The sequence below is a fragment of the Streptomyces sp. NPDC042346 genome (assembly GCF_055581845.1).
On sequence record NZ_JBVJEH010000001.1, the window covers coordinates 596,681 to 615,024 of the forward strand.

An 18,344-nucleotide genomic window follows, 5' to 3' on the forward strand; every position below is an offset into this window, starting at 1 on the left:
GCTCACCCTCATGTGGGAGGCGCGGGCCGCCCAGGGCCGCGGCGCCGAGCTCCTGGAGTGGGCCAGGGCCCAGGTCCTGGCCCACGAGCCGCTGCGCCGGGAGATCTTCCGCGCCCCGCAGGACCGGGTCCTGGTCCTGACGTGGTGGGAGGCGGAGACCTTCGGCGCCGAGCTGCCCGAGCTGCCCGAGCCGGACGCGGAGCTCATCACCCGTCCGGTCCACCGCTGGCGCTTCGAGGCGGTCGACACCTCCTGAGCAACCCTGGGGGCCGTTCGCGCATCCCCTAGGGCGTGGACAAGAAGATCGTGGTGTGGGCGGCGCTGACCGTCGTCGCTCTGTTGGTGACCGGCTGCGCGGTGGAGGACTCCGCCGCCGCCCCCGCCCGGGGGACGGTCACCACCGCCCCCGCGGCTTCCCCGTCCGCCGGTGGAGCCGATGGAGCCGATGGAGCAGGCGGAGCAGGCGGAGCAGGCGGAGCGTCCGCCGGCGCCGGTGCCGAGGCCCCCGAGGCCGCGTCCGCCGCCGCGTACCGCCGCTGGGGGCTCAAGCCCTTCGCCGCCCCGCCCGCCCCGCCGGCGGTCAAGCCGGTCGTCCGCGAGCCCGGCGGCCCCGTCCCCGTCATCAGCGACATCCCCACCACCGAGAAGATCGTCTTCATCACGATCGACGACGGGGCCGAGAAGGACCCCGAGTTCGTGCGGATGATGAAGGACCTCAAGGTCCCGGTCACGATGTTCCTCACCGACTCGGCGATACGCGCCGACTACGGCTACTTCGCCCCGCTCGCCGCCCAGGGCCACGGCGTCGCCAACCACACCCTCACGCACCCGAACCTCCGCACGCTCTCCCGGGACGCCCAGCGCCGCGAGATATGCGACCAGCAGACGAAGCTGGCGAAGGAGTACGGCACGCCCCCGCGGCTCTTCCGCCCGCCGTACGGCAACTGGAACGAGGACACCCGCGCCGCCGCCGGGACCTGCGGGGTGGACGCGATCGTGCTGTGGCGCGAGTCCATGCAGATCAAGAACATGCAGTACCAGCGCGGCGACCGGAAGCTGCACCCCGGCGACATCATCCTGGCCCACTTCCGGGGCAAGGCCGAGCTCAAGGGCCGGACGATGACCGAGATGACGGCCACGATGCTGCGCCGCATACAGGAGCAGGGCTTCACCGTGGCCCGCCTGGAGGACTACGTCTAGAAGATCTTCGGGCGTGGTGTCGACGGGAGCCCGGCCCGTTCGACGTATGTGTGGAAGGCGGGGAACGGCCCCGCCACCGCACCACCGAGGAGTCGTCATGCCCCGCTTCCTGTCGCTCGTCCGCATCGAGGAGAACACCATCGACATGGAGAGCGCCGACCCCGGCTTCGAGGAGCGGATGGGTGCGCTCTTCGAGGAGATCACCAAGGCCGGCGCCATGGTGGACACGGCCGGTCTCCGGCCCACCGCCGAGTCCACCCGGATCACCTGGTCGGACGGGAAGCTGTCGTTCACCGACGGACCGTTCACCGAGACCAAGGAGGTCGTCGGCGGCTACGCGATGCTCCAGTGCAAGGACATGGCCGAGGCCGTCGAGTGGGGGAAGCGTTTCCTCGCCGTCCACCCGCCGCAGTGGAAGGTCGGCCTGGAGGTCCGCGAGGTCGAGGAGATGCCGGAAGGCTGACCTCCGTGTGTGCTGTCATGTGAACCATGACGGTGGAAAGCACCCTGGAGACGGTCTGCCGGATGGAGTCGGCGCGGATCATCGCCACCGTGGCGCGGATCGTCCGGGACGTCGGCATCGCCGAGGAGATCGCCCAGGACGCGCTGGTCTCCGCCCTTGAGCAGTGGCCGCGGTCAGGAATCCCGGAGCGGCCGGGAGCCTGGCTGACGGCCACCGCCAAGCACCGCGCCGTCGACCTCGTGCGGCGGCGCGAGACGTACGCCCGGAAGCTCGCCGAGGTCGGCCGGACGCTCACGGAGGAGTCGTACGACCCCGAGCCGTCCGGCCCGGGCGACATCGACGACGACGTCCTCCGGCTCGTCTTCACCACCTGCCACCCGGTGCTCTCCGCCGACGCCCGCACGGCGCTCACGCTGCGGCTCGTCGGCGGGCTCCGGACGGACGAGATCGCCCGCGCCTTCCTCGTCCGGGAGGCGACGGTCGCGGCGCGGATCACCCGCGCCAAGCGGACCCTGGCGCAGGCGGGCGTCGAGTTCGAGGTGCCGTACGGGGAGGAGAGGGTCGCCCGGCTCGGCTCCGTCCTGGAGGTCGTCTACCTGATCTTCAACGAGGGGTACGCGGCGACCGCGGGCGACGACCTGCTGCGGCCCGGCCTGTGCGAGGACGCGCTGCGGCTGGCCCGCGGCCTCGCCGCGCTCCTGCCCGGGGAGAGCGAGGTCCACGGGCTCGCCGCCCTCCTGGAGCTCCAGGCCTCCCGGACGGCGGCCCGTACCGGCCGCGACGGGCAGCCGGTCCTCCTCGCCGACCAGAACAGGAGCCGCTGGAACCGGCTGCTCGTGCGGCGCGGGTTCGCCGCCCTGGAGCGGGCCGGGGACGGGCGCTCCTACGGGCCGTACGCCCTCCAGGCCGCGATCGCCGCCTGCCACGCGCGGGCCGCCTCGTACGCGGAGACGGACTGGCGGACCATCGCCGCCCTGTACGGCCGGCTGGCGGCCGTCGCGCCCTCCCCGGTGGTCGAGCTGAACCGCGCGGTCGCCGTGTCGATGGCGGAGGGCCCGGAGGCCGGACTCGTGCTCGTCGACGCCCTGGCCGGCGGAACCGCCCTGGCGGGCTACCACCTGCTGCCGAGTGTGCGCGGCGACCTGCTGGCCCGGCTCGGGCGGACGGCGGAGGCCCGGGCGGAGTTCGAGCGGGCCGCCTCGCTGACGCGCAACGCGCGGGAGCGGGAGCTGCTCCTCGGCCGTGCCCGGGAGGGCGGGGAAGCAGGGGCTCAGTAGCGGAGGATCTGCCCCGCCGTCGTACCGACGAGGACCGTGCCGTCGGGAGCCGCGTGCACCGACACCGGCCCGTAAGGGGGCAGGTCACGCCGGTCGAGGACGGTGCCGTCGGTGGTGTCGACCGAGAGCAGGGTGCCGTCGACGCACAGGGCGTGCAGGACGCCCTCGTGGGCGTCGAGGGCGAAGACCTCGGAGTCCAGGGGCGTGGTCCAGGTGACGTCCCCGGCGGGGAAGGTGCGGCGGACCAGCTCCGTCCGGCCGTGCAGGAGCGCGGGGCCGGCGCTGTCGGAGACGTACACCGCCCTGCCGAGCGGCCGGTCGACCATGAAGGGCTCCAGTGGGAAGAGCACGGTCTCTGCGGTGGTGACCGGGTCGAAGGCGATCACCTCGCGGCGCCGCCGCCCGTACAGCAGCTCGGGGCAGCGGCGGACGTCGAGCGGGACGAGGTCGTACCGGTCCGGTTCGTGGACCCCGCCGAGCGGGGTGCCGTCGGCGGCGAAGGCACGGGTGTTGGGCGGGGCGGGGGGTTCGGTCTCGGAACCGCGGTCGTACGTGTCCCGGATGGCCCACACCCCGTCGGTACGGGCCGACAGCGCGGCCGCGAAGGGCACCGAGGGCCGGTCGAGGACCGTGCCGTCGGAGAGGTCGACGAGCGGGAAGTCCGTCCGGGTACGGGAGTCGGGGCCGGGGACGGCGACGCGTGCCGTCCGCTCGTCGGCGGCGACCTCGATCCGCTGACCGCCGGCCCCCGACGGCGCGGGAACGCTCCACAGCAGCGAGCCGTCGGGGGACCAGCACTCGACCACGGCGTGGCCGCGGGTGGCGAGCACCCGGCCGTCGCTCAGCCCGGCCACGGCCCGGACCCCGCCGAGGCCGTCGTAGCTCCGGCCCGCGCGTGCGGCGAGCGCCTGGAGCAGGGGGCGCGTGGGCTCCGTGTCGAGGTACTCGACCTGGGCGTCCGGGGGGAGCGGTGTCCGGGGGAGGGTGCGCAGGTCGAGGGCGTCGGGGGTGAGGCCGAGCCAGTCGCCGCGGACGACGGTGGCGCGGGAGTGGAGCTGCGCGCAGTCCGACTCCCAGGTGAAGAAGGTGAGTTCGAGCGAGCGGTCGTCCAGCCAGCGGGCCGGCTCGATGCCCCGGTCGGGGTCGGTGAAGTCGACGCGGTGGCCCGTGTCGGGTTCGAAGAGGGTGAGGCCGCCCACGCGCTGGTACGCGTCGCCGTTGTTGAGGCCGATGGACAGCAGCGGGAGCGTGGGGTGGAAGTCGATCGCCTCGGCGTCCAGCGGGAACGTCAGGAGGTGCGCGCAGGAGAGGTCGGCGGCGCGGTAGACGGCCACTCGACTCTCCTGGTACCCGATCCAACTGGCCGCGATCCACTGCTCGTCGGCGCTGGTGATCACCTGGGAGGCGTAGCCGAACACCTCGGGGAAGGGCTCGTCGTGGAAGGGGGCGCTCGGCGGTGCCGTCGGCTCAGGCATGGTGCTCCGTCATGTGGGTGAAGGTGGTGCGGGTGATGACGGCCAGCGTCTCCGGGGTCGCCTCCGATGCGAGCTTCCGGAAGGACGCGGCGAAGGCGGCTGACTCCGCGCAGCGCATACGCGCCTCCAGGGCCTGGGTGAGGCGCGGGACCACCTCGTAGGAGCAGTCCGGGTGCTCGCCCTCGATGTACGCCCGCAGGCTCTCCTCGTACGAGGCGTACTCGCCGTCGTACGCCCAGCCGTCCAGCGACAGCAGCAGCGGGAACCGCGCCCGCACCTCCCAGGCGGCGAGCGGCACGTCCTCGTACGTGGCGTCGCCCTGGCGGTCCGCGAGCCGCAGCAGCATCGCGAGCTCGGTCAGGAACGCGGGCACGCCCTTCGCTCCGGCGGCCGCCCGCCAGGACCGGCGGTCGGCCTCGGGGCAGGTCGCGAGGAACTCCTCGCTGAACGCCGTGGCCATGTAGTCGAGTTGGGAGGCGAGGGTCTGCGGGGTGTGCCGCCAGGCGGGGTCCCAGTACTCCGTCCGCGTGACGCGGGTGAAGCGCAGGACCTCCCACTCCAGCGGGTCGGATCCGGCGGCGGCCAGTCCGACGAGGTGCGCGATCGGCCCCGTGGTGAACATGCCTTCCGGATGTAGCGCCATGATCTCTCCCCCCCGTTCGGATCCTGCCGCTACGGAAGGGTAGCCACCGGCCCTTCGTGCACCGGCCCTTCGTTCACCGGCCCCCGCCCGCCGGGCGGCCGATCAGCATCGTCGGGGCCCCCGCGACCCGGGTGAGGAGCACCGTCGCGGAGTGGGGGCCCTTCGGCTTCACCTTCCGCCGGATCTCCTCGGGTTCGACCGCAGAGCCGCGCTTCTTCACGGTCAGGGTGCCGACCTCGCGCTCCCGCAGCAGGGCCTTCAACTTCTTGAGGTTGAAGGGGAGTTCATCGGTGATCTCGTACGCGGAGGCGTACGGGGTGGGGACGAGCTCGTCCGCCGTGACATAGGCGATCGTCTCGTCGATCAGGCCGCCCGACACGTCCTGCGCGAACTCGGCGACGAGGTGCGCGCGGATGACGGCGCCGTCCGGCTCGTAGAGGTAGCGGCCGACCGGGCGGACCGCCGGGTCGGGCAGTCCCCGGCCGAGGAGCCCGGCGCCCGCGGGCAGCAGCGTGGCGCGGCGGGCGCCCGGCTCCGTACCGAACCAGAGCACGGCCTCCTTCACGTCCCCGCCGTCCGAGATCCACTCGGCCTCGGCCTCCGCGGGGACGGCCTCGTGCGGGATGCCGGGGGCGACCTTCAGGGCGGCGTGCGGGGCCTTGCGGGCCGCCTCGACGGCCCAGGAGAGCGGCGGGGAGTACGCCTCGGGGTCGAAGATCCTGCCCCGGCCGCCGCGCCGCGCCGGGTCGACGAAGACCGCGTCGTACGGGCTGGTGTCGATCGCGGTCACGTCGGCCTCGCGGACCTCGATGAGCGTGCCGAGGCCGAGCGCCTCGGCGTTGGCGCGGGCCACCTCGGCGGTGAGCGGGTCGCGGTCGACGGCGAGGACGGAGATCCCGGCGCGGGCGAGGGCGATCGCGTCGCCGCCGATCCCGGAGCAGAGGTCCGCGACGCTGCCGACGCCGAGCGCCTTGAGCCGGGCTGCCCGGTACGTGCCGACCGAGGCGCGGGTCGACTGCTCGACGCCGTTGGGCGTGAAGTACATCCGGTACGCGTCCTCGGCGCCGAACTTCGCCACCGCGCGCTGGCGCAGCCGGGCCTGGCCGACCGCTGACGTGACGAGCTCGGCGGGGTGGTCGCGGCGCAGCCGGGAGACGACCGCCAGCTCCTGGGCGGGGTCGTAGTCGCGCAGGGCGGCGAGGAGCGCCTGTCCCTCGGGGGTGAGCAGGGCGGTGAAGTGGGCGAGGTCGGTCACCCGTCCCATTGTGGGCCCTGCGGCGCTGTGGGCCGGCCGGGGGACGTGGGCGCCGTACCGCGGTGTCGTGGTCCGGTGGGGGTGCGTGCACTGACAGGATGCGGCGCCATACCGCTTGTACGACAAGAGGAAGAATTTATGGTGATCAGCGCGCACCCTGTCCGGCGGTCCCTCGGGGCCGCTCTCGTCGTCGCAGCCCTCGCCACCACCGCCACGGCCTGTTCCGGCGCGGACCCCGCCGAACCGCAGCGCGGCGCGCCCGCCCCCGCCGCCGGGCAGCAGGGCGGGGTCCAGGCCCAGGCCCCGGACTCGGCCGGCGCGCTCAACGCGTACGTCGAGAGGGTCCGCAAGCAGAAGGCGGCCCGCGCGCTCGCCGCCAAGAAGTGGGGCCTCGCCCGCCCCCCGCTCGACGCGCCGGCCCCGCCGAAGGTCAAGCCGAGGATCACCACCCGCAAGGGCTTCGAGACGGACGGCGAGGGCCTGCCGCCCGTCTTCACCACCGTGCCGACGAAGCAGAAGGTCGTCTTCCTGACGATCGACGACGGCGCGGAGAAGGACCCCGCGCTGCTGCGGATGATGAAGGACCTCCGCATCCCCTTCAGCGCCTTCCTCAGCGACTACGTCGTCAAGGACGACTACGCCTACTTCGCGCGGATGCAGAAGTCGCAGGAGTCCGGGGTCTCCCTGCACAACCACACCCTCAACCACCGCTACCTGCCCGGGCTTTCGTACAAGCAGCAGAAGCGCGAGATCTGCGGGATGCAGGACGTCATCGAGAAGCGGTTCGGCAAGCGGCCCCCGCTCTTCCGCCCGCCGTACGGCAACTACAACGAGGACACGCTGCGCGCCGCGAAGTCCTGCGGGGTCAAGGCGGTCCCGCTCTGGGCCTCCGAGGCCTTCCCGGACCACATGGAGTGGCGCGAGTGGGACCGGGACCTGCACCCCGGCGACATCGTGCTCACCCACTTCCGGGGCAAGGAGGACTGGAAGGGCAGCATGCCCGACATGATCCGGCGGGTGATGAACGTGATCACGGCCAAGGGGTACGCGGTCGCGAAGCTCGAGGACTACGTATGAGCGGGCGGTCGGTGAACGGGTCGCACCGGCTGCGCACGGCGCTGGCCGGCGTGGCACTGACCGGCGCCGTGCTCGCCGTCTCCGGCTGCGCCTCGTCGGTCGACCCGATCGAACGGCTGGGCCGGAAGGCGGCGGAGCGGATGGGGACACGGGACGCGACGACTGTTGCGGAGGGCACGGCCCGGACCGCCGGGGAACCCGTACGCCCGGCACACCCGGCCCACCCGGCACGCGCTGACGATCTCGTCCGGAGCGGCGGCCGAGCCGGCTGACCCCGGAGGCCGGAACGACGCGCGGCGGTGCGGAATTGGCACTCCGCTTGACCGAGTGCTAATCGCGGTCATAGTCTCAGGTCTGGCACTCCCCACTGGAGAGTGCCAACACAGCGACAGGCAGGTCCGGCACCCGCGACGACGGATCCACCTGGTCGCCACCTCAGACAGTTGACCCCGTAATCTCCGAAGGGGGAGGTCGGATCGTGACGACCACCAGCTCCAAGGTTGCCATCAAGCCGCTCGAGGACCGCATTGTGGTCCAGCCGCTCGACGCCGAGCAGACCACCGCCTCTGGCCTGGTCATCCCGGACACCGCGAAGGAGAAGCCCCAGGAGGGTGCTGTCCTCGCCGTGGGCCCGGGCCGCTTCGAGAACGGCGAGCGTCTTCCGCTCGACGTTCAGGTCGGCGACGTCGTGCTCTACAGCAAGTACGGCGGCACCGAGGTGAAGTACAACGGCGAGGAGTTCCTCGTCCTCTCGGCTCGCGACGTGCTCGCGATCATCGAGAAGTAATTCACCGAGTACCTGAAGTATCTGAAGCAGATGCTTTGAGCTGCGCCCCTTGACCCCGCACCAGGGCGTCCGGGGGCGCAGTTCGTTCCACCCGATTCCGAGAGGGCTGAACCGCTCCCATGGCGAAGATCCTGAAGTTCGACGAGGACGCCCGTCGCGCCCTTGAGCGCGGCGTCAACAAGCTTGCCGACACGGTGAAGGTGACGATCGGCCCCAAGGGCCGCAACGTCGTCATCGACAAGAAGTTCGGCGCCCCCACCATCACCAACGACGGTGTCACGATCGCCCGTGAGGTCGAGATCGAGGACCCGTTCGAGAACCTCGGCGCCCAGCTGGTGAAGGAGGTGGCGACCAAGACCAACGACATCGCGGGTGACGGCACCACCACCGCCACCGTGCTCGCCCAGGCCCTGGTCCGCGAGGGTCTGCGCAACGTCGCCGCCGGCGCCTCCCCGGCCGCCCTGAAGAAGGGCATCGACGCCGCCGTCAAGGCCGTCTCCGAGGAGCTCCTCGCCACCGCGCGCCCGATCGAGGACAAGTCCGACATCGCCGCCGTCGCCGCGCTCTCCGCGCAGGACCAGCAGGTCGGCGAGCTCATCGCCGAGGCGATGGACAAGGTCGGCAAGGACGGTGTCATCACCGTCGAGGAGTCCAACACCTTCGGCCTGGAGCTCGACTTCACCGAGGGCATGGCCTTCGACAAGGGCTACCTGTCCCCGTACATGGTCACCGACCAGGAGCGTATGGAGGCCGTCCTCGACGACCCGTACATCCTGATCAACCAGGGCAAGATCTCCTCGATCCAGGACCTGCTGCCGATCCTGGAGAAGGTCATCCAGGCCGGCGCCAGCAAGCCGCTGCTGATCATCGCCGAGGACGTCGAGGGCGAGGCCCTGTCGACCCTGGTCGTCAACAAGATCCGTGGCACCTTCAACGCCGTGGCCGTCAAGGCCCCGGGCTTCGGCGACCGCCGCAAGGCGATGCTCGGCGACATGGCCACCCTCACCGGTGCCACCGTCATCGCCGAGGAGGTCGGCCTCAAGCTCGACCAGGCCGGCCTGGACGTGCTGGGCACCGCCCGCCGCGTGACGATCACCAAGGACGACACCACCATCGTCGAGGGCGGCGGCAACGCCGACGAGCTCGCGGGTCGCGTCAACCAGATCAAGGCCGAGATCGACGCCACGGACTCCGACTGGGACCGCGAGAAGCTCCAGGAGCGCCTCGCGAAGCTGGCCGGCGGCGTGTGCGTGATCAAGGTCGGCGCCGCCACCGAGGTGGAGCTGAAGGAGAAGAAGCACCGTCTGGAGGACGCCATCTCCGCGACCCGCGCCGCGGTCGAGGAGGGCATCGTCTCCGGTGGTGGCTCCGCTCTGGTCCACGCCGTCAAGGTCCTCGAGGGCAACCTCGGCAAGACCGGCGACGAGGCCACGGGTGTCGCGGTCGTCCGCCGCGCCGCCGTCGAGCCGCTGCGCTGGATCGCCGAGAACGCCGGCCTCGAGGGCTACGTCATCACCTCGAAGGTGGCGGAGCTCGACAAGGGTCAGGGCTTCAACGCCGCGACCGGCGAGTACGGCGACCTGGTCAAGGCCGGCGTCATCGACCCGGTGAAGGTGACGCGCTCCGCCCTGGAGAACGCCGCGTCGATCGCCTCCCTCCTCCTCACCACCGAGACCCTCGTGGTGGAGAAGAAGGAAGAGGAGCCGGCGGACGCGGGCCACGGCCACGGCCACTCCCACTGAGGCTCGTAGCTGACCACTGAGGCCCGGTGCTCCCGTCGCGGGAGCACCGGGCCTCGTGCTTGACCCGTGTCAGCCCTCGACGGCGCCGAGCTGCCCCATGAGCCCGAGCAGGTCGTACTGCCACCATCCCTCGACGATCTTCCCGTCGTCCCGGAAGCGGTGGATGACCGTGCCGCCCATGGTCACGTCCATGCCGGTCGGCTGGAGCCCCATGAAGTCCCCGGTGTGGCTGCCCTTCCACGTCCAGCGCGTGCAGACCCGGTCGCCCTCGGCGATCTGGTCGTCGACGGCGAAGGCGAAGTCGAAGCCGCCCCGCCACATCTCCACCTCGCGCCGGACGGCGTCCATGCCGATGACGTCCTGCTCGTTGGTCGGGTCGTGGTCGTGATAGCCCTCGGCCAGCACCTCGTCGAGCAGCGCCAGCTCCTGCTCCTCGGCGAGCATCGCCATGAGCCGCCGGGCGTTCGCCTTGTACAGCGCCTCGTCCCGCACCACGTCCAGATCGGTGAAGGTCGGCATCTCGTCACAGAGCGCGACCATCTCCCGGAAGATCCGGTCGGTCTCGGGGAGCTGCGAATTCCGCATGGCCACGTCGTAGGACGGGAACTCGATGATCTCCACGATGTGGGAGGCGTCGGAACGATCCTTGCCGACGATGCTGTGGGTGGCGGTCCGCTTGCCCTCGGTGCGCTCCACCCACTGGTCCATGAGCCGGTTCAGGTCGTCCGCCCGGCTCGTCTTGCAGTCGATTATCTGTACGAAGGTCATGACGCCTCCCGGCCCCGGTAGGACCCTTCCAGTCTAGGTTGGGTGCATGGAGCGGGCAGGGGGAGAGCGGTCGATCACGGTCGAGAACGGGACGGGCGTCGTCGTGATCGGCGACGGCAACCGCATCGGGTCACCGGAACCGGCGGCGGTCCGCTCCGGATACCGCGAACAGGTCCGCCGGATCGCCCCCGCGGAACTCGTCGACCGCGAAGCCGAGTTGGCGGAGCTGGCGGCCTTCTGCCGTGCCGACTCCGGCCCCGCGTACGTGTGGTGGCGCGCGGAGGCCTGGGCCGGCAAGACCGCGCTGCTCTCCTGGTTCGCCCTCGACCCGCCGCCGGGCGTACGGATCGTCCCCTTCTTCATCACCGCGCGACTCGGCGCCCAGAACGACGTCGTCGCGTACGTCGACGTCGTCCTGGAGCAGCTCGCGGAACTGGCCGGCGAAGGCCTCCCGGCGCTCCTGACGGCCGCCACCCGCGAGGCCCACCTGCTGCGTCTGTACGCCGCGGCCGCCGCGTCCTGCGCCGGCCGCGGCGAACGGCTGGTCCTCCTGGTCGACGGCCTGGACGAGGACCGGGGCGTGACGACGGGCCCGGACGCCCACTCGATCGCGAGCCTGCTGCCGTACGACCTCCGGGTGATCGTCTCCGGCCGCCTGAACCCGCCCCTCCCGGCCGACCTGCCGGAGAACCACCCGCTCCGGGACCCGGAGGCCGTACGGATCCTCTCCCCGTCCCCGAAGGCCCGCGCGATCCGGGCGGAGGCGGAACGCGAACTGAAGCACCTGCTGGAGGCGGGCGGACTTCCGTACGACCTCCTGGCCCTCCTCACCGCCGCCGGCGGCGGCCTGACGGCGGACGACCTCGCGGAACTGACGGGCGCCATCCCGTACCGGGTGAAGGACGTGCTGCGGACCGGCCCGGGGCGGACGTTCGCGCTGCGCGGCGAGGCGTACCTGCTCGCGCACGAGGAACTCGCCGCGAGGGCACGGGAGATGCTGGGGGAGCGGGAGCTCGACCGCCGGCGCGGGGCCGTGACCGCCTGGGCGGAGGAATGGCGGCGCCGTGGCTGGCCGGCGGACACACCGGCCCATCTCCTGCACGGCTGGTTCCCGGCGCTCCGGGCCGCCGGCGATCTGGAGGGGATGCTGGGGTGCGCGCTCGACGCCGCACGGCACGACCGGCTCCTCGAAGCGACCGGCGGAGACGGCGCCGCGGCCGCCGAGATCCGCGCGGCCGGGGACGCCGTACTCGCCCGGGGCGACCGGCCGGACCGTGTCCTCACCATGCTTCGCCTCGCGATGCGCCGGGACGTCCTGGGCCTGCGCAGCGGCACTGTCCCGCCCGAACTCGCCGGTGCCTGGGTCATGGCCGGCGAGGTGGACCGTGCGATCGCCCTCGCCGGCGGCGAGAGCCCTCTCCGTACCGTCCGCGTCCTCGCCGAGGTCGCCACCAGACTGCTCCGCGCGGGCGACCGGGCCCGCGCGGCCGAGCTGGTCGACCGGGTCGAGGGCCTGATCGGGCGGACGGAGAGCACCTACGAACGGGTCAAGGCCGCCGAGTGCGTGGCGCCGCTGCTCCTGGCGGCCGGTGCGTACGAGCGGGCCGAGCAGATGGTCCGGGCCATGCACGTCGACTTCCGGGACGGCACCGTGCCGGTGCTCGTCGAGGGACTGTGCCGTGCGGGCGAGTGGACGGCCGCGCTCCGTGTCGCGCGCGACGTGGCGGGCGAGGGGACCGGGGGCGAGACGCTGGTCGCCCGCATGACCGTCACGGTGTGCCGGTCCCTCCTTGCGGCGGGGCGCGTGGACGAGGCCGTGAAGGTCGTGACGGAAGGGCCGGGGCACTCCGGCCTCCGTGCGGCGCTCCTCCTGCAGGGCGCGCTCGTCCTGCGGGGCGCCGGCCACGAGGAGCGTGGCGCCGCCCTGCGGGAGGCGGCGCTGCGTGCCGTCGACGCGCTGCACCCGGAGGGCCTCGACGCGCGCGTGGTGGCGGGGGCGCTCGCGGAGGCGGGGGAGTACGAGCGGCTCAGGAGGCTGGGCCTGCGCGTCCACGGTGTGCCCGGCGACGAGCTGTTCGCGGATCTGCTCGCGCGGGCGCACGCCTGGGGCCCGGCCCTGGCCGTACTCGACCGGCTGCCCCCGGAGCCTCAGGGCCGGATCGTGCGGCAGGTGCTCGCCGAGGAGCTCACCGCCGCCGGGCGCACGGCGGAGGCGGAGCCACTGGTGGCGACGCTGCCCGTCGGGACCGCGGAGCCCTACTGGGAGGCCCTGGCCCTGGCGAGGGTCGAGAACGGCGACCCCGAGGGCGCGCTCGCCCTCCTGGACCGGCTGGGCGGGAGCGGCCGGGACCGGGTCCTCGGCGCGTACGCCCGGCGCCTCGTGCGCGAGGGCCGGTCCGACCAGGCCCTGGCCATGACCCGTACGGGCGGACCCCGGGACGCCCCGGTGTCGGTGGCGGTCGCGGACGAGCTGCTGGCGCGTGGGGACAGGGGGACGGCGGTCGGGCTGCTCACCGCCGCCGAGAGGTTCTACCGCGAGCCGGCCCGGGAGGAACTCGTCCGCAGGATCGCGGCGGTCGCCGACGGGCTCGCCCAGGTGCCGGGCCTGCGGGAGACGGCACGCGGGTTCCTGACGGAGGCGGTGCTGCGGGGCGGCCTCGGCGATCCCTCCCGGCTGGTCGACGCGCTGGTGGCGGTCGGCGAGACGGACCGCGCGGAGGCCGTCGCGCTCGCACAGTCGGGCTTCCTCCGCGCCCGCGCGCTGATCGGCGTGGTGCGGCGGCGGGCCGCCGACGGCGCCTACGGCGCCGTGGCCCGCCTCGCGGAAGGCTCCGACGAACTCTTCGACGTGGCGTACCTCGTAGGGCTGCGGGCCCTGGCGGAGGCGGGCGCGGCGGAGGCCGCCCTCTCGCTCGCGCTCACCGCGCCGCGGCGGGCGCTGGAGACCGTGGCGTACGCGCTGGTCGCGGAGGCCCTGGCGCGAGCCGGCCGCACGAGGGAGGCGATGGAGCAGTACAGGGCCTGCGTCCGGACGCCGGTGGAGGCGGACGCCGCGCCGGACGTCGTGCGGGCGCAGCTCGCTCTCGGGCGCCGGGAGGAGGCCGTCGCCCTGGCACGGGCGCTCGTCCCCGTGGTCGGCGGACCGCGGGAGGCCGACGCGGTGGCCCGGGCCATGGTGCTGCTCGGCCGGCACGACGAGGCGATCGCGCTTCTCCACTCCCTGGATCCGGCGGAGGTGCCCGAAGCACTGCTCGGGCTGGTGCGGGATCTGGTGGCGGCGGGGGAGTACGGGCGCGCCCGGGGCGTGCTCGGCGGGCTGCACGGCCTCGGGCGGCGCTGCGCCGAGGCCCTGGGCGTCCTCGCCGTCGCCGATCCGGAGCCCGCCCGGGCCCGGGAGTCCACGGCGGTCGCCCTGCACCTGGGGCTCTGGTACGAGGTGCTGCCGGCCGTCCTGCACTGCGAGCCCGGCGCGGTGCCCCTGGTTCTGGAAGAGGCCGACCGCCTACGCCGAGCGCTGGAGGTCTGACGCCCTGACCTCCTCCGCGAACGGCTCCCCCCTCCCGTACCGTGCCACCTCCTCGATCGCCTGGTCCGCCATGCGGTGGAGTTCGTTGCCGAGGGAGCCGGCGACGTGGGGGGTGAGCAGGACGTTCGGGAGGGTGTAGAGCGGGGAGTCCGGGGGCGGGAGTTCCGGGTCCGTCACGTCGAGGATCGCGTGGAGGCGGCCGGCGAGGAGGTGGGGGAGGAGGGCCGTCTCGTCGATCAGGGAGCCGCGGGCCGTGTTGATCAGGGTGGTGCCGTCGGGCATCGCCGCGAGCTGGGCCGGGCCGATCATCCGGTACGTGGACGGGAGTTGGGGTGCGTGGACCGAGACGACCGTGCTGCGGGCGCACAGGTCGTCGAGGCCGGTGAGCTCCACGCCGGGCGGCGGGGTCGTCACGTACGGGTCGTACAGGAGGATCTCGAAGTCGAAGGGGCGGAGGAGTTCGACGACCCGGCGGCCGATGCGGGACGCGCCGACGATGCCGATCGTGCGGCGGTGGTTCCCCCAGGCCGCGGATTCGGTGAGCCAGGCCTGGTCGGTGCGGAGTTCGGCGTAGCGCTGGGCGGAGCGGAGGACCTGCTTTCCGGCGAAGAGGATCGCGGCGAGGGTGTACTCGGCGACGGGCAGTGCGTTGGCCGCGGCGGCCGTGGTGACGCGGAGGCCGCGCTCCCAGCAGGCGTCGGTGATGTGGTGCTTGACGGAGCCGGCGGCGTGGACGACGGCCCGCAGGCGGGGCGCGCGGTCGAGGATCTCCGCGGTGAGGGGCGTCGCGCCCCAGCCGGTGAGGAGGAGTTCGGCCTCGGCGAGGGCGGCGGCGGTCCGCGCGTCCGGGGCGGTGAGGTCGTGGGCGACGAGGTGCGGGTCGGTGCGGGTGAGGGCCGCGAGGCGCTGCCGGTGGGCGTCGCTGAGCAGGCGTTCCGCGGTGTCCGGGCCCATCGCGAGGAGGAGGGAGGGACGGTTGTCAGTGGCGGGGTGCATCGTGGGACGTGTGCTCCTCACTTGACGCTGCCGGCCGTCAGACCGGCCTTCCAGTGGCGCTGGAGGGAGACGAAGGCGACGACGAGGGGGACGACGGCGAGCAGGGATCCGGTGACGACGAGGGGGTAGAAGTCGGGTTCCGCGTGGGCGTTGCTGTTCCACGCGTACAGGCCGAGGCTCAGGGGGTAGAGCTTCTGGTCGGAGAGCATCACCAGGGGGAGGAAGAAGTTGTTCCAGATGGCGGTGAACTGGAAGAGGAAGACGGTCACGAAGCCGGGCATGACCATGCGCAGGCCGATGGACCAGAAGACGCGCAGCTCGCCGGCCCCGTCGATACGGGCCGCCTCCAGGGCCTCGTCGGGTATGTAGCCCGCGCAGAAGACCCGGGAGAGGTAGACGCCGAAGGGGTTGACGAGGACGGGGATCAGGACGGCCCAGTAGGTGTTGACGATGCCGACCTCGCTGGCGAGGAGGTACATCGGCAGGGCGAGCGCGGTGGTGGGGACCAGCACGCCCAGGAGGACGAGGCCGAAGAGCTTCTCCTTGCCCCGGAAGTCGTAGACGTGGAAGGCGTATCCGGCGGCGACGCTGACGAGCGAGCAGGCGAGGGCGCCGAATCCGGCATAGAGGAGGCTGTTCAGGTACCAGTGGAAGTAGATGCCGTCGTTGTACTCGGCGAGCCGGGAGAGGTTGCCGCCGAGGTCGAAGCCCTCGAAGGAGAAGGCGTCTCCGGCGAGGAGCCCTCCGGCGTCCTTGGTGGCCGCGGTGAGCAGCCAGATCAGGGGGAAGAGCATGTAGACGACGGCGAGGACGAGGGCGCCGTTGACGGCGGCCTTGGAGAGCCAGACGGTGCCGGTGCGGGGCTTGCTCATGCCCTCTTCCCCTTCCGGCCCGTCAGACGCGTCACCGCGAAGGAGAGCAGCGCGGCCGTCAGGGCCAGGAGGACCGAGGCCGCCGCCGCGAGCCCGTAGTCGTTGCGGTCGAAGGCCGCGGTGTAGGCGTACATGTTCGGCGTCCAGGTGGAGGTGACGGCGGAGCCGGTGCCCTTGTTGAGGATCAGCGGCTCGGTGAAGAGCTGGAGGGAGCCGATGATCGTGAAGAGGCCGACCATCGCGAGCGAGGCCTTGACCAGCGGGACCTTGATGGAGAAGGCGATGCGCCAGGCGCCCGCCCCGTCGACGGTGGCCGCTTCGAGGACGGAGCGGTCGATGGCCTGGAGGGCCGCGTAGAAGATGACCATGTTGTAGCCGAGCCACTCCCACAGGGCGATGTTGACGACGGAGGGCAGCGCGCCTTCGGGGGAGAAGAAGTCGAAGCCGATGCCTCCCGCCTCCATCGCCTTCACGACCGGGCTGAGCTGGGGTGTGTAGAGGTAGACCCAGATCAGGGCGGCGATGATGCCGGGGACGGCGTGCGGCAGGAAGAGCGCGAGCTGGAAGAAGCGGCGGGCGCGGGCGAGGGCCGAGTCGAGGAGGAGGGCGAGACCGAGGGCTCCGACGAGCAGCAGCGGAATGTAGAGGAGGCAGTATCCGAGCAGGACTTCGAAGCCCTCGCGGAAGGCCCGGTCACCCAGCGCCGCCGTGTAGTTGTCGAGGCCGCTGAAGACGGTCTCGGTGCCGCCGAAGCCCAGTCCGGACTGCTTCTCGGTGAAGAGGCTGAGCCAGACCGCGTAGCCGATCGGCACCACCATCACCGCGGTGAACAGCAGGAAGAACGGGGTCAGCAGGATCGTGGCGGCGCGGGTGCGGGCCTTCATCCGGTCAGCCCTCGACCTTCAGGCCGCGCTTGGTGAGTTCGGCGACGGTGGCGTCGTGGCCGGCCTTGACGGCCTCCGTGATGGTCGGGCCGCCCTGGGTGATCGTGCCGAAGTGGTCCTTGATCGTGGTGTTGGTGGTGCCGGTGGTCGGGCCCCAGGCCCAGCTGGGGTTGATGGACGCGCCGGAGGCCTCGAAGAGGGTGTAGATGTCCTGGCCGCCGTAGTAGCTCGCGTCGAAGGCCTTCTTGGCGACCGGGCGCAGGCTCGCGGCGGCGGGGAAGGCGGAGGAGGTGCCGGAGGCGATGCGGGCCTTCACGCCCTCCTCTGTGGTGGACATCCACTCGGCGAAGGCGACGGCCGCCGCCTTCTGCTTGCTGTCCTTGGTCACGGCGAAGGAGGTGCCGCCGAGCATGCCGCTCGCGGGCTTGCCGTCCCAGCTGGGCATGGGCGCCACGGCCCACTTGCCGCTCTGCTCGGGCAGCGTGCCCTTGAGGACGCCCGCGCCCCAGGAGGCGCCGAGGTAGCCGATGGTGGTGCCGTTCTTGAGGGAGCCGGTCCACTCGGGGCTGAACGAGGCGTTCTTGTGGACGAGCCCGGCGTCGAGGAGGCCCTGCCAGTAGCCGGCGACCTTGGTGGTGGCCGGGTCGGTGGTGTTCACCTTCCAGGTGTCGTTCTCGGCCTTGAACCACTGGGCGCCGGCCTGCCAGGCCATCGCCTCGAAGGTGGTCGGGTCGTCGGGGAAGAACGTGGCGATGCGGGCCTTGGCGTCGGCCTTCTTGACCTGCTCGGCGGCCTTCCTGAACTCGTCCCAGGTGGTGGGGACCTGGACCTTGTACTTCGCGAAGAGGTCCTTGCGGTAGAAGAAGGCCTGCGGCGCGGCGTCGAAGGGGACGGCCCAGGACTTGCCGCCGAGGGTGGTGAGTTCGACGGTCTGCGGGAGCAGCTTGGCGCGGTCGGCCTCGGTGAACTCGCCGCCGATGTCCTGGAGGGCGCCGGAGCTCACGAACTCGGGGAGCGAGGAGTACTCGATGGAGACGAGGTCGGGGGCGTTGCCCGCCTTCACGGCGTTGGAGATCTTGGCGTAGCCGCCGGCGGTGCCGGAGGGGATCTCCTCGAAGGTCACCTTGATGTCGGTGTGGGAGGCGTTGAAGGCGTCCACGACGTCCTTGGAGCCCTTGGCCCAGCCCCAGAAGGTGAGGGTCACGGGCTCGTTCGGCTTGTTCGCGGTGTCGTCACCGCCGCCGCCGCAGGCCGTGAGAACGGCGAGGGCGGTGGCGGTGCCGGCTATGACGCGGGACGTTCTGCTCCAAGTACGGGTCACGGCACGGCTCCTGGGGGCGGGGCGGCTGGGAGGTTGTGGCCGTGATCCTGTGACCGTT

The 18,344-nt window shown here is 72.4% G+C and carries 17 protein-coding genes; 9 read left to right on the top strand and 8 right to left on the bottom strand.

What is annotated here, in order from left to right; translation table 11 throughout:
- The first annotated feature begins 10 nt into the window (after positions 1–10).
- From ACZ6K0_RS02985 to ACZ6K0_RS03000, 4 genes are all read left to right on the top strand, one after another.
- Entirely contained in the window at positions 11–256 is a 246-nt protein-coding gene (locus tag ACZ6K0_RS02985; RefSeq protein ID WP_376413052.1) for a hypothetical protein, read from the top strand.
- 35 nt (positions 257–291) lie between these two features.
- Complete coding sequence (locus tag ACZ6K0_RS02990; RefSeq protein WP_469229439.1) at positions 292–1,200, top strand: polysaccharide deacetylase family protein; 909 nt, start codon at positions 292–294, stop codon at positions 1,198–1,200.
- Between the two features lie 97 nt (positions 1,201–1,297).
- Positions 1,298–1,663: a YciI family protein gene (locus ACZ6K0_RS02995; protein WP_073910548.1), complete on the top strand. Its 366-nt coding sequence runs from the start codon at positions 1,298–1,300 to the stop codon at positions 1,661–1,663.
- 26 nt (positions 1,664–1,689) lie between these two features.
- On the top strand, positions 1,690–2,940 hold the full coding sequence (locus tag ACZ6K0_RS03000; protein WP_376412799.1) for an RNA polymerase sigma factor: 1,251 nt from the start codon (positions 1,690–1,692) through the stop codon (positions 2,938–2,940).
- On the opposite strand, the gene ACZ6K0_RS03005 is transcribed toward ACZ6K0_RS03000, so the two are convergent.
- The 3 genes from ACZ6K0_RS03005 to ACZ6K0_RS03015 all read right to left on the bottom strand — a co-directional run bounded on the left by ACZ6K0_RS03005 (position 2,934) and on the right by ACZ6K0_RS03015 (position 6,322).
- Positions 2,934–4,415: a hypothetical protein gene (locus ACZ6K0_RS03005; protein ID WP_469229441.1), complete on the bottom strand. Its 1,482-nt coding sequence runs from the start codon at positions 4,413–4,415 to the stop codon at positions 2,934–2,936. The genes ACZ6K0_RS03000 and ACZ6K0_RS03005 overlap by 7 nt on opposite strands.
- Positions 4,408–5,058, bottom strand: coding sequence for a hypothetical protein (locus tag ACZ6K0_RS03010; RefSeq protein ID WP_469229443.1), 651 nt, complete (start codon positions 5,056–5,058; stop codon positions 4,408–4,410). Before ACZ6K0_RS03010 ends, ACZ6K0_RS03005 begins: the two co-directional genes overlap by 8 nt.
- Before the next feature lie 73 nt (positions 5,059–5,131).
- Complete coding sequence (locus ACZ6K0_RS03015) at positions 5,132–6,322, bottom strand: THUMP-like domain-containing protein (protein ID WP_376412792.1); 1,191 nt, start codon at positions 6,320–6,322, stop codon at positions 5,132–5,134.
- 129 nt (positions 6,323–6,451) lie between these two features.
- Between ACZ6K0_RS03015 and ACZ6K0_RS03020 the strand changes: the two genes are divergently transcribed.
- The 4 genes from ACZ6K0_RS03020 to groL all read left to right on the top strand — a co-directional run bounded on the left by ACZ6K0_RS03020 (position 6,452) and on the right by groL (position 9,919).
- Entirely contained in the window at positions 6,452–7,390 is a 939-nt protein-coding gene (locus ACZ6K0_RS03020; protein WP_469229445.1) for a polysaccharide deacetylase family protein, read from the top strand.
- Positions 7,387–7,662 (top strand): hypothetical protein, encoded by a 276-nt coding sequence (locus ACZ6K0_RS03025; RefSeq protein ID WP_376412786.1) that lies wholly within the window; start codon positions 7,387–7,389, stop codon positions 7,660–7,662. The genes ACZ6K0_RS03020 and ACZ6K0_RS03025 overlap by 4 nt, the downstream gene beginning before the upstream one ends.
- A 206-nt stretch (positions 7,663–7,868) precedes the next feature.
- Entirely contained in the window at positions 7,869–8,177 is a 309-nt protein-coding gene (gene groES, locus ACZ6K0_RS03030; RefSeq protein WP_024756677.1) for a co-chaperone GroES, read from the top strand.
- Positions 8,178–8,296: 119 nt separating this feature from the next.
- The gene (gene groL / locus ACZ6K0_RS03035) at positions 8,297–9,919 is read left to right on the top strand and encodes a chaperonin GroEL (protein ID WP_376412783.1); all 1,623 of its coding nucleotides are present in this window, start codon (positions 8,297–8,299) and stop codon (positions 9,917–9,919) included.
- Positions 9,920–9,988: 69 nt separating this feature from the next.
- Here groL and ACZ6K0_RS03040 read toward each other — a convergent pair whose 3' ends face one another.
- Complete coding sequence (locus tag ACZ6K0_RS03040; RefSeq protein ID WP_469229447.1) at positions 9,989–10,687, bottom strand: ester cyclase; 699 nt, start codon at positions 10,685–10,687, stop codon at positions 9,989–9,991.
- A gap of 46 nt (positions 10,688–10,733) precedes the next feature.
- Between ACZ6K0_RS03040 and ACZ6K0_RS03045 the strand changes: the two genes are divergently transcribed.
- Positions 10,734–14,213: a thioesterase domain-containing protein gene (locus tag ACZ6K0_RS03045; RefSeq protein WP_469229449.1), complete on the top strand. Its 3,480-nt coding sequence runs from the start codon at positions 10,734–10,736 to the stop codon at positions 14,211–14,213.
- Here ACZ6K0_RS03045 and ACZ6K0_RS03050 read toward each other — a convergent pair.
- From ACZ6K0_RS03050 to ACZ6K0_RS03065, 4 genes are read right to left on the bottom strand one after another with little or no spacing between them, the layout of a single operon-like run.
- Positions 14,190–15,209, bottom strand: coding sequence for a hydroxyacid dehydrogenase (locus ACZ6K0_RS03050; RefSeq protein WP_469229451.1), 1,020 nt, complete (start codon positions 15,207–15,209; stop codon positions 14,190–14,192). The genes ACZ6K0_RS03045 and ACZ6K0_RS03050 overlap by 24 nt on opposite strands.
- Before the next feature lie 17 nt (positions 15,210–15,226).
- Positions 15,227–16,081 carry a carbohydrate ABC transporter permease gene (locus ACZ6K0_RS03055; RefSeq protein WP_469229453.1) on the bottom strand — a complete coding sequence of 285 codons (855 nt, stop codon included), beginning with the start codon at positions 16,079–16,081 and terminating at the stop codon, positions 15,227–15,229.
- A complete protein-coding gene (locus ACZ6K0_RS03060; protein WP_469229458.1) occupies positions 16,078–16,965 on the bottom strand; it encodes a carbohydrate ABC transporter permease in 888 nt (295 codons plus the stop codon). Before ACZ6K0_RS03060 ends, ACZ6K0_RS03055 begins: the two co-directional genes overlap by 4 nt.
- Positions 16,966–16,969: 4 nt before the next feature.
- On the bottom strand, positions 16,970–18,286 hold the full coding sequence (locus ACZ6K0_RS03065; protein ID WP_469229460.1) for an ABC transporter substrate-binding protein: 1,317 nt from the start codon (positions 18,284–18,286) through the stop codon (positions 16,970–16,972).
- Between the last annotated feature and the right edge of the window lie 58 nt (positions 18,287–18,344).

What these genes read in the sequence shown, in the direction of transcription:
- ACZ6K0_RS02985 (WP_376413052.1), top strand. Translation starts at nt 11, where the DNA reads ATGTGGGAGGCGCGGGCCGCCCAGGGCCGCGGCGCCGAGCTCCTGGAG.
- ACZ6K0_RS02995 (WP_073910548.1), top strand. Translation starts at nt 1,298, where the DNA reads ATGCCCCGCTTCCTGTCGCTCGTCCGCATCGAGGAGAACACCATCGAC.
- ACZ6K0_RS03000 (WP_376412799.1), top strand. Translation starts at nt 1,690, where the DNA reads ATGACGGTGGAAAGCACCCTGGAGACGGTCTGCCGGATGGAGTCGGCG.
- ACZ6K0_RS03005 (WP_469229441.1), bottom strand. Translation starts at nt 4,415, where the DNA reads ATGCCTGAGCCGACGGCACCGCCGAGCGCCCCCTTCCACGACGAGCCC.
- ACZ6K0_RS03010 (WP_469229443.1), bottom strand. Translation starts at nt 5,058, where the DNA reads ATGGCGCTACATCCGGAAGGCATGTTCACCACGGGGCCGATCGCGCAC.
- ACZ6K0_RS03015 (WP_376412792.1), bottom strand. Translation starts at nt 6,322, where the DNA reads ATGGGACGGGTGACCGACCTCGCCCACTTCACCGCCCTGCTCACCCCC.
- ACZ6K0_RS03020 (WP_469229445.1), top strand. Translation starts at nt 6,452, where the DNA reads ATGGTGATCAGCGCGCACCCTGTCCGGCGGTCCCTCGGGGCCGCTCTC.
- ACZ6K0_RS03025 (WP_376412786.1), top strand. Translation starts at nt 7,387, where the DNA reads ATGAGCGGGCGGTCGGTGAACGGGTCGCACCGGCTGCGCACGGCGCTG.
- groL (WP_376412783.1), top strand. Translation starts at nt 8,297, where the DNA reads ATGGCGAAGATCCTGAAGTTCGACGAGGACGCCCGTCGCGCCCTTGAG.
- ACZ6K0_RS03040 (WP_469229447.1), bottom strand. Translation starts at nt 10,687, where the DNA reads ATGACCTTCGTACAGATAATCGACTGCAAGACGAGCCGGGCGGACGAC.
- ACZ6K0_RS03045 (WP_469229449.1), top strand. Translation starts at nt 10,734, where the DNA reads ATGGAGCGGGCAGGGGGAGAGCGGTCGATCACGGTCGAGAACGGGACG.
- ACZ6K0_RS03050 (WP_469229451.1), bottom strand. Translation starts at nt 15,209, where the DNA reads ATGCACCCCGCCACTGACAACCGTCCCTCCCTCCTCCTCGCGATGGGC.
- ACZ6K0_RS03055 (WP_469229453.1), bottom strand. Translation starts at nt 16,081, where the DNA reads ATGAGCAAGCCCCGCACCGGCACCGTCTGGCTCTCCAAGGCCGCCGTC.
- ACZ6K0_RS03060 (WP_469229458.1), bottom strand. Translation starts at nt 16,965, where the DNA reads ATGAAGGCCCGCACCCGCGCCGCCACGATCCTGCTGACCCCGTTCTTC.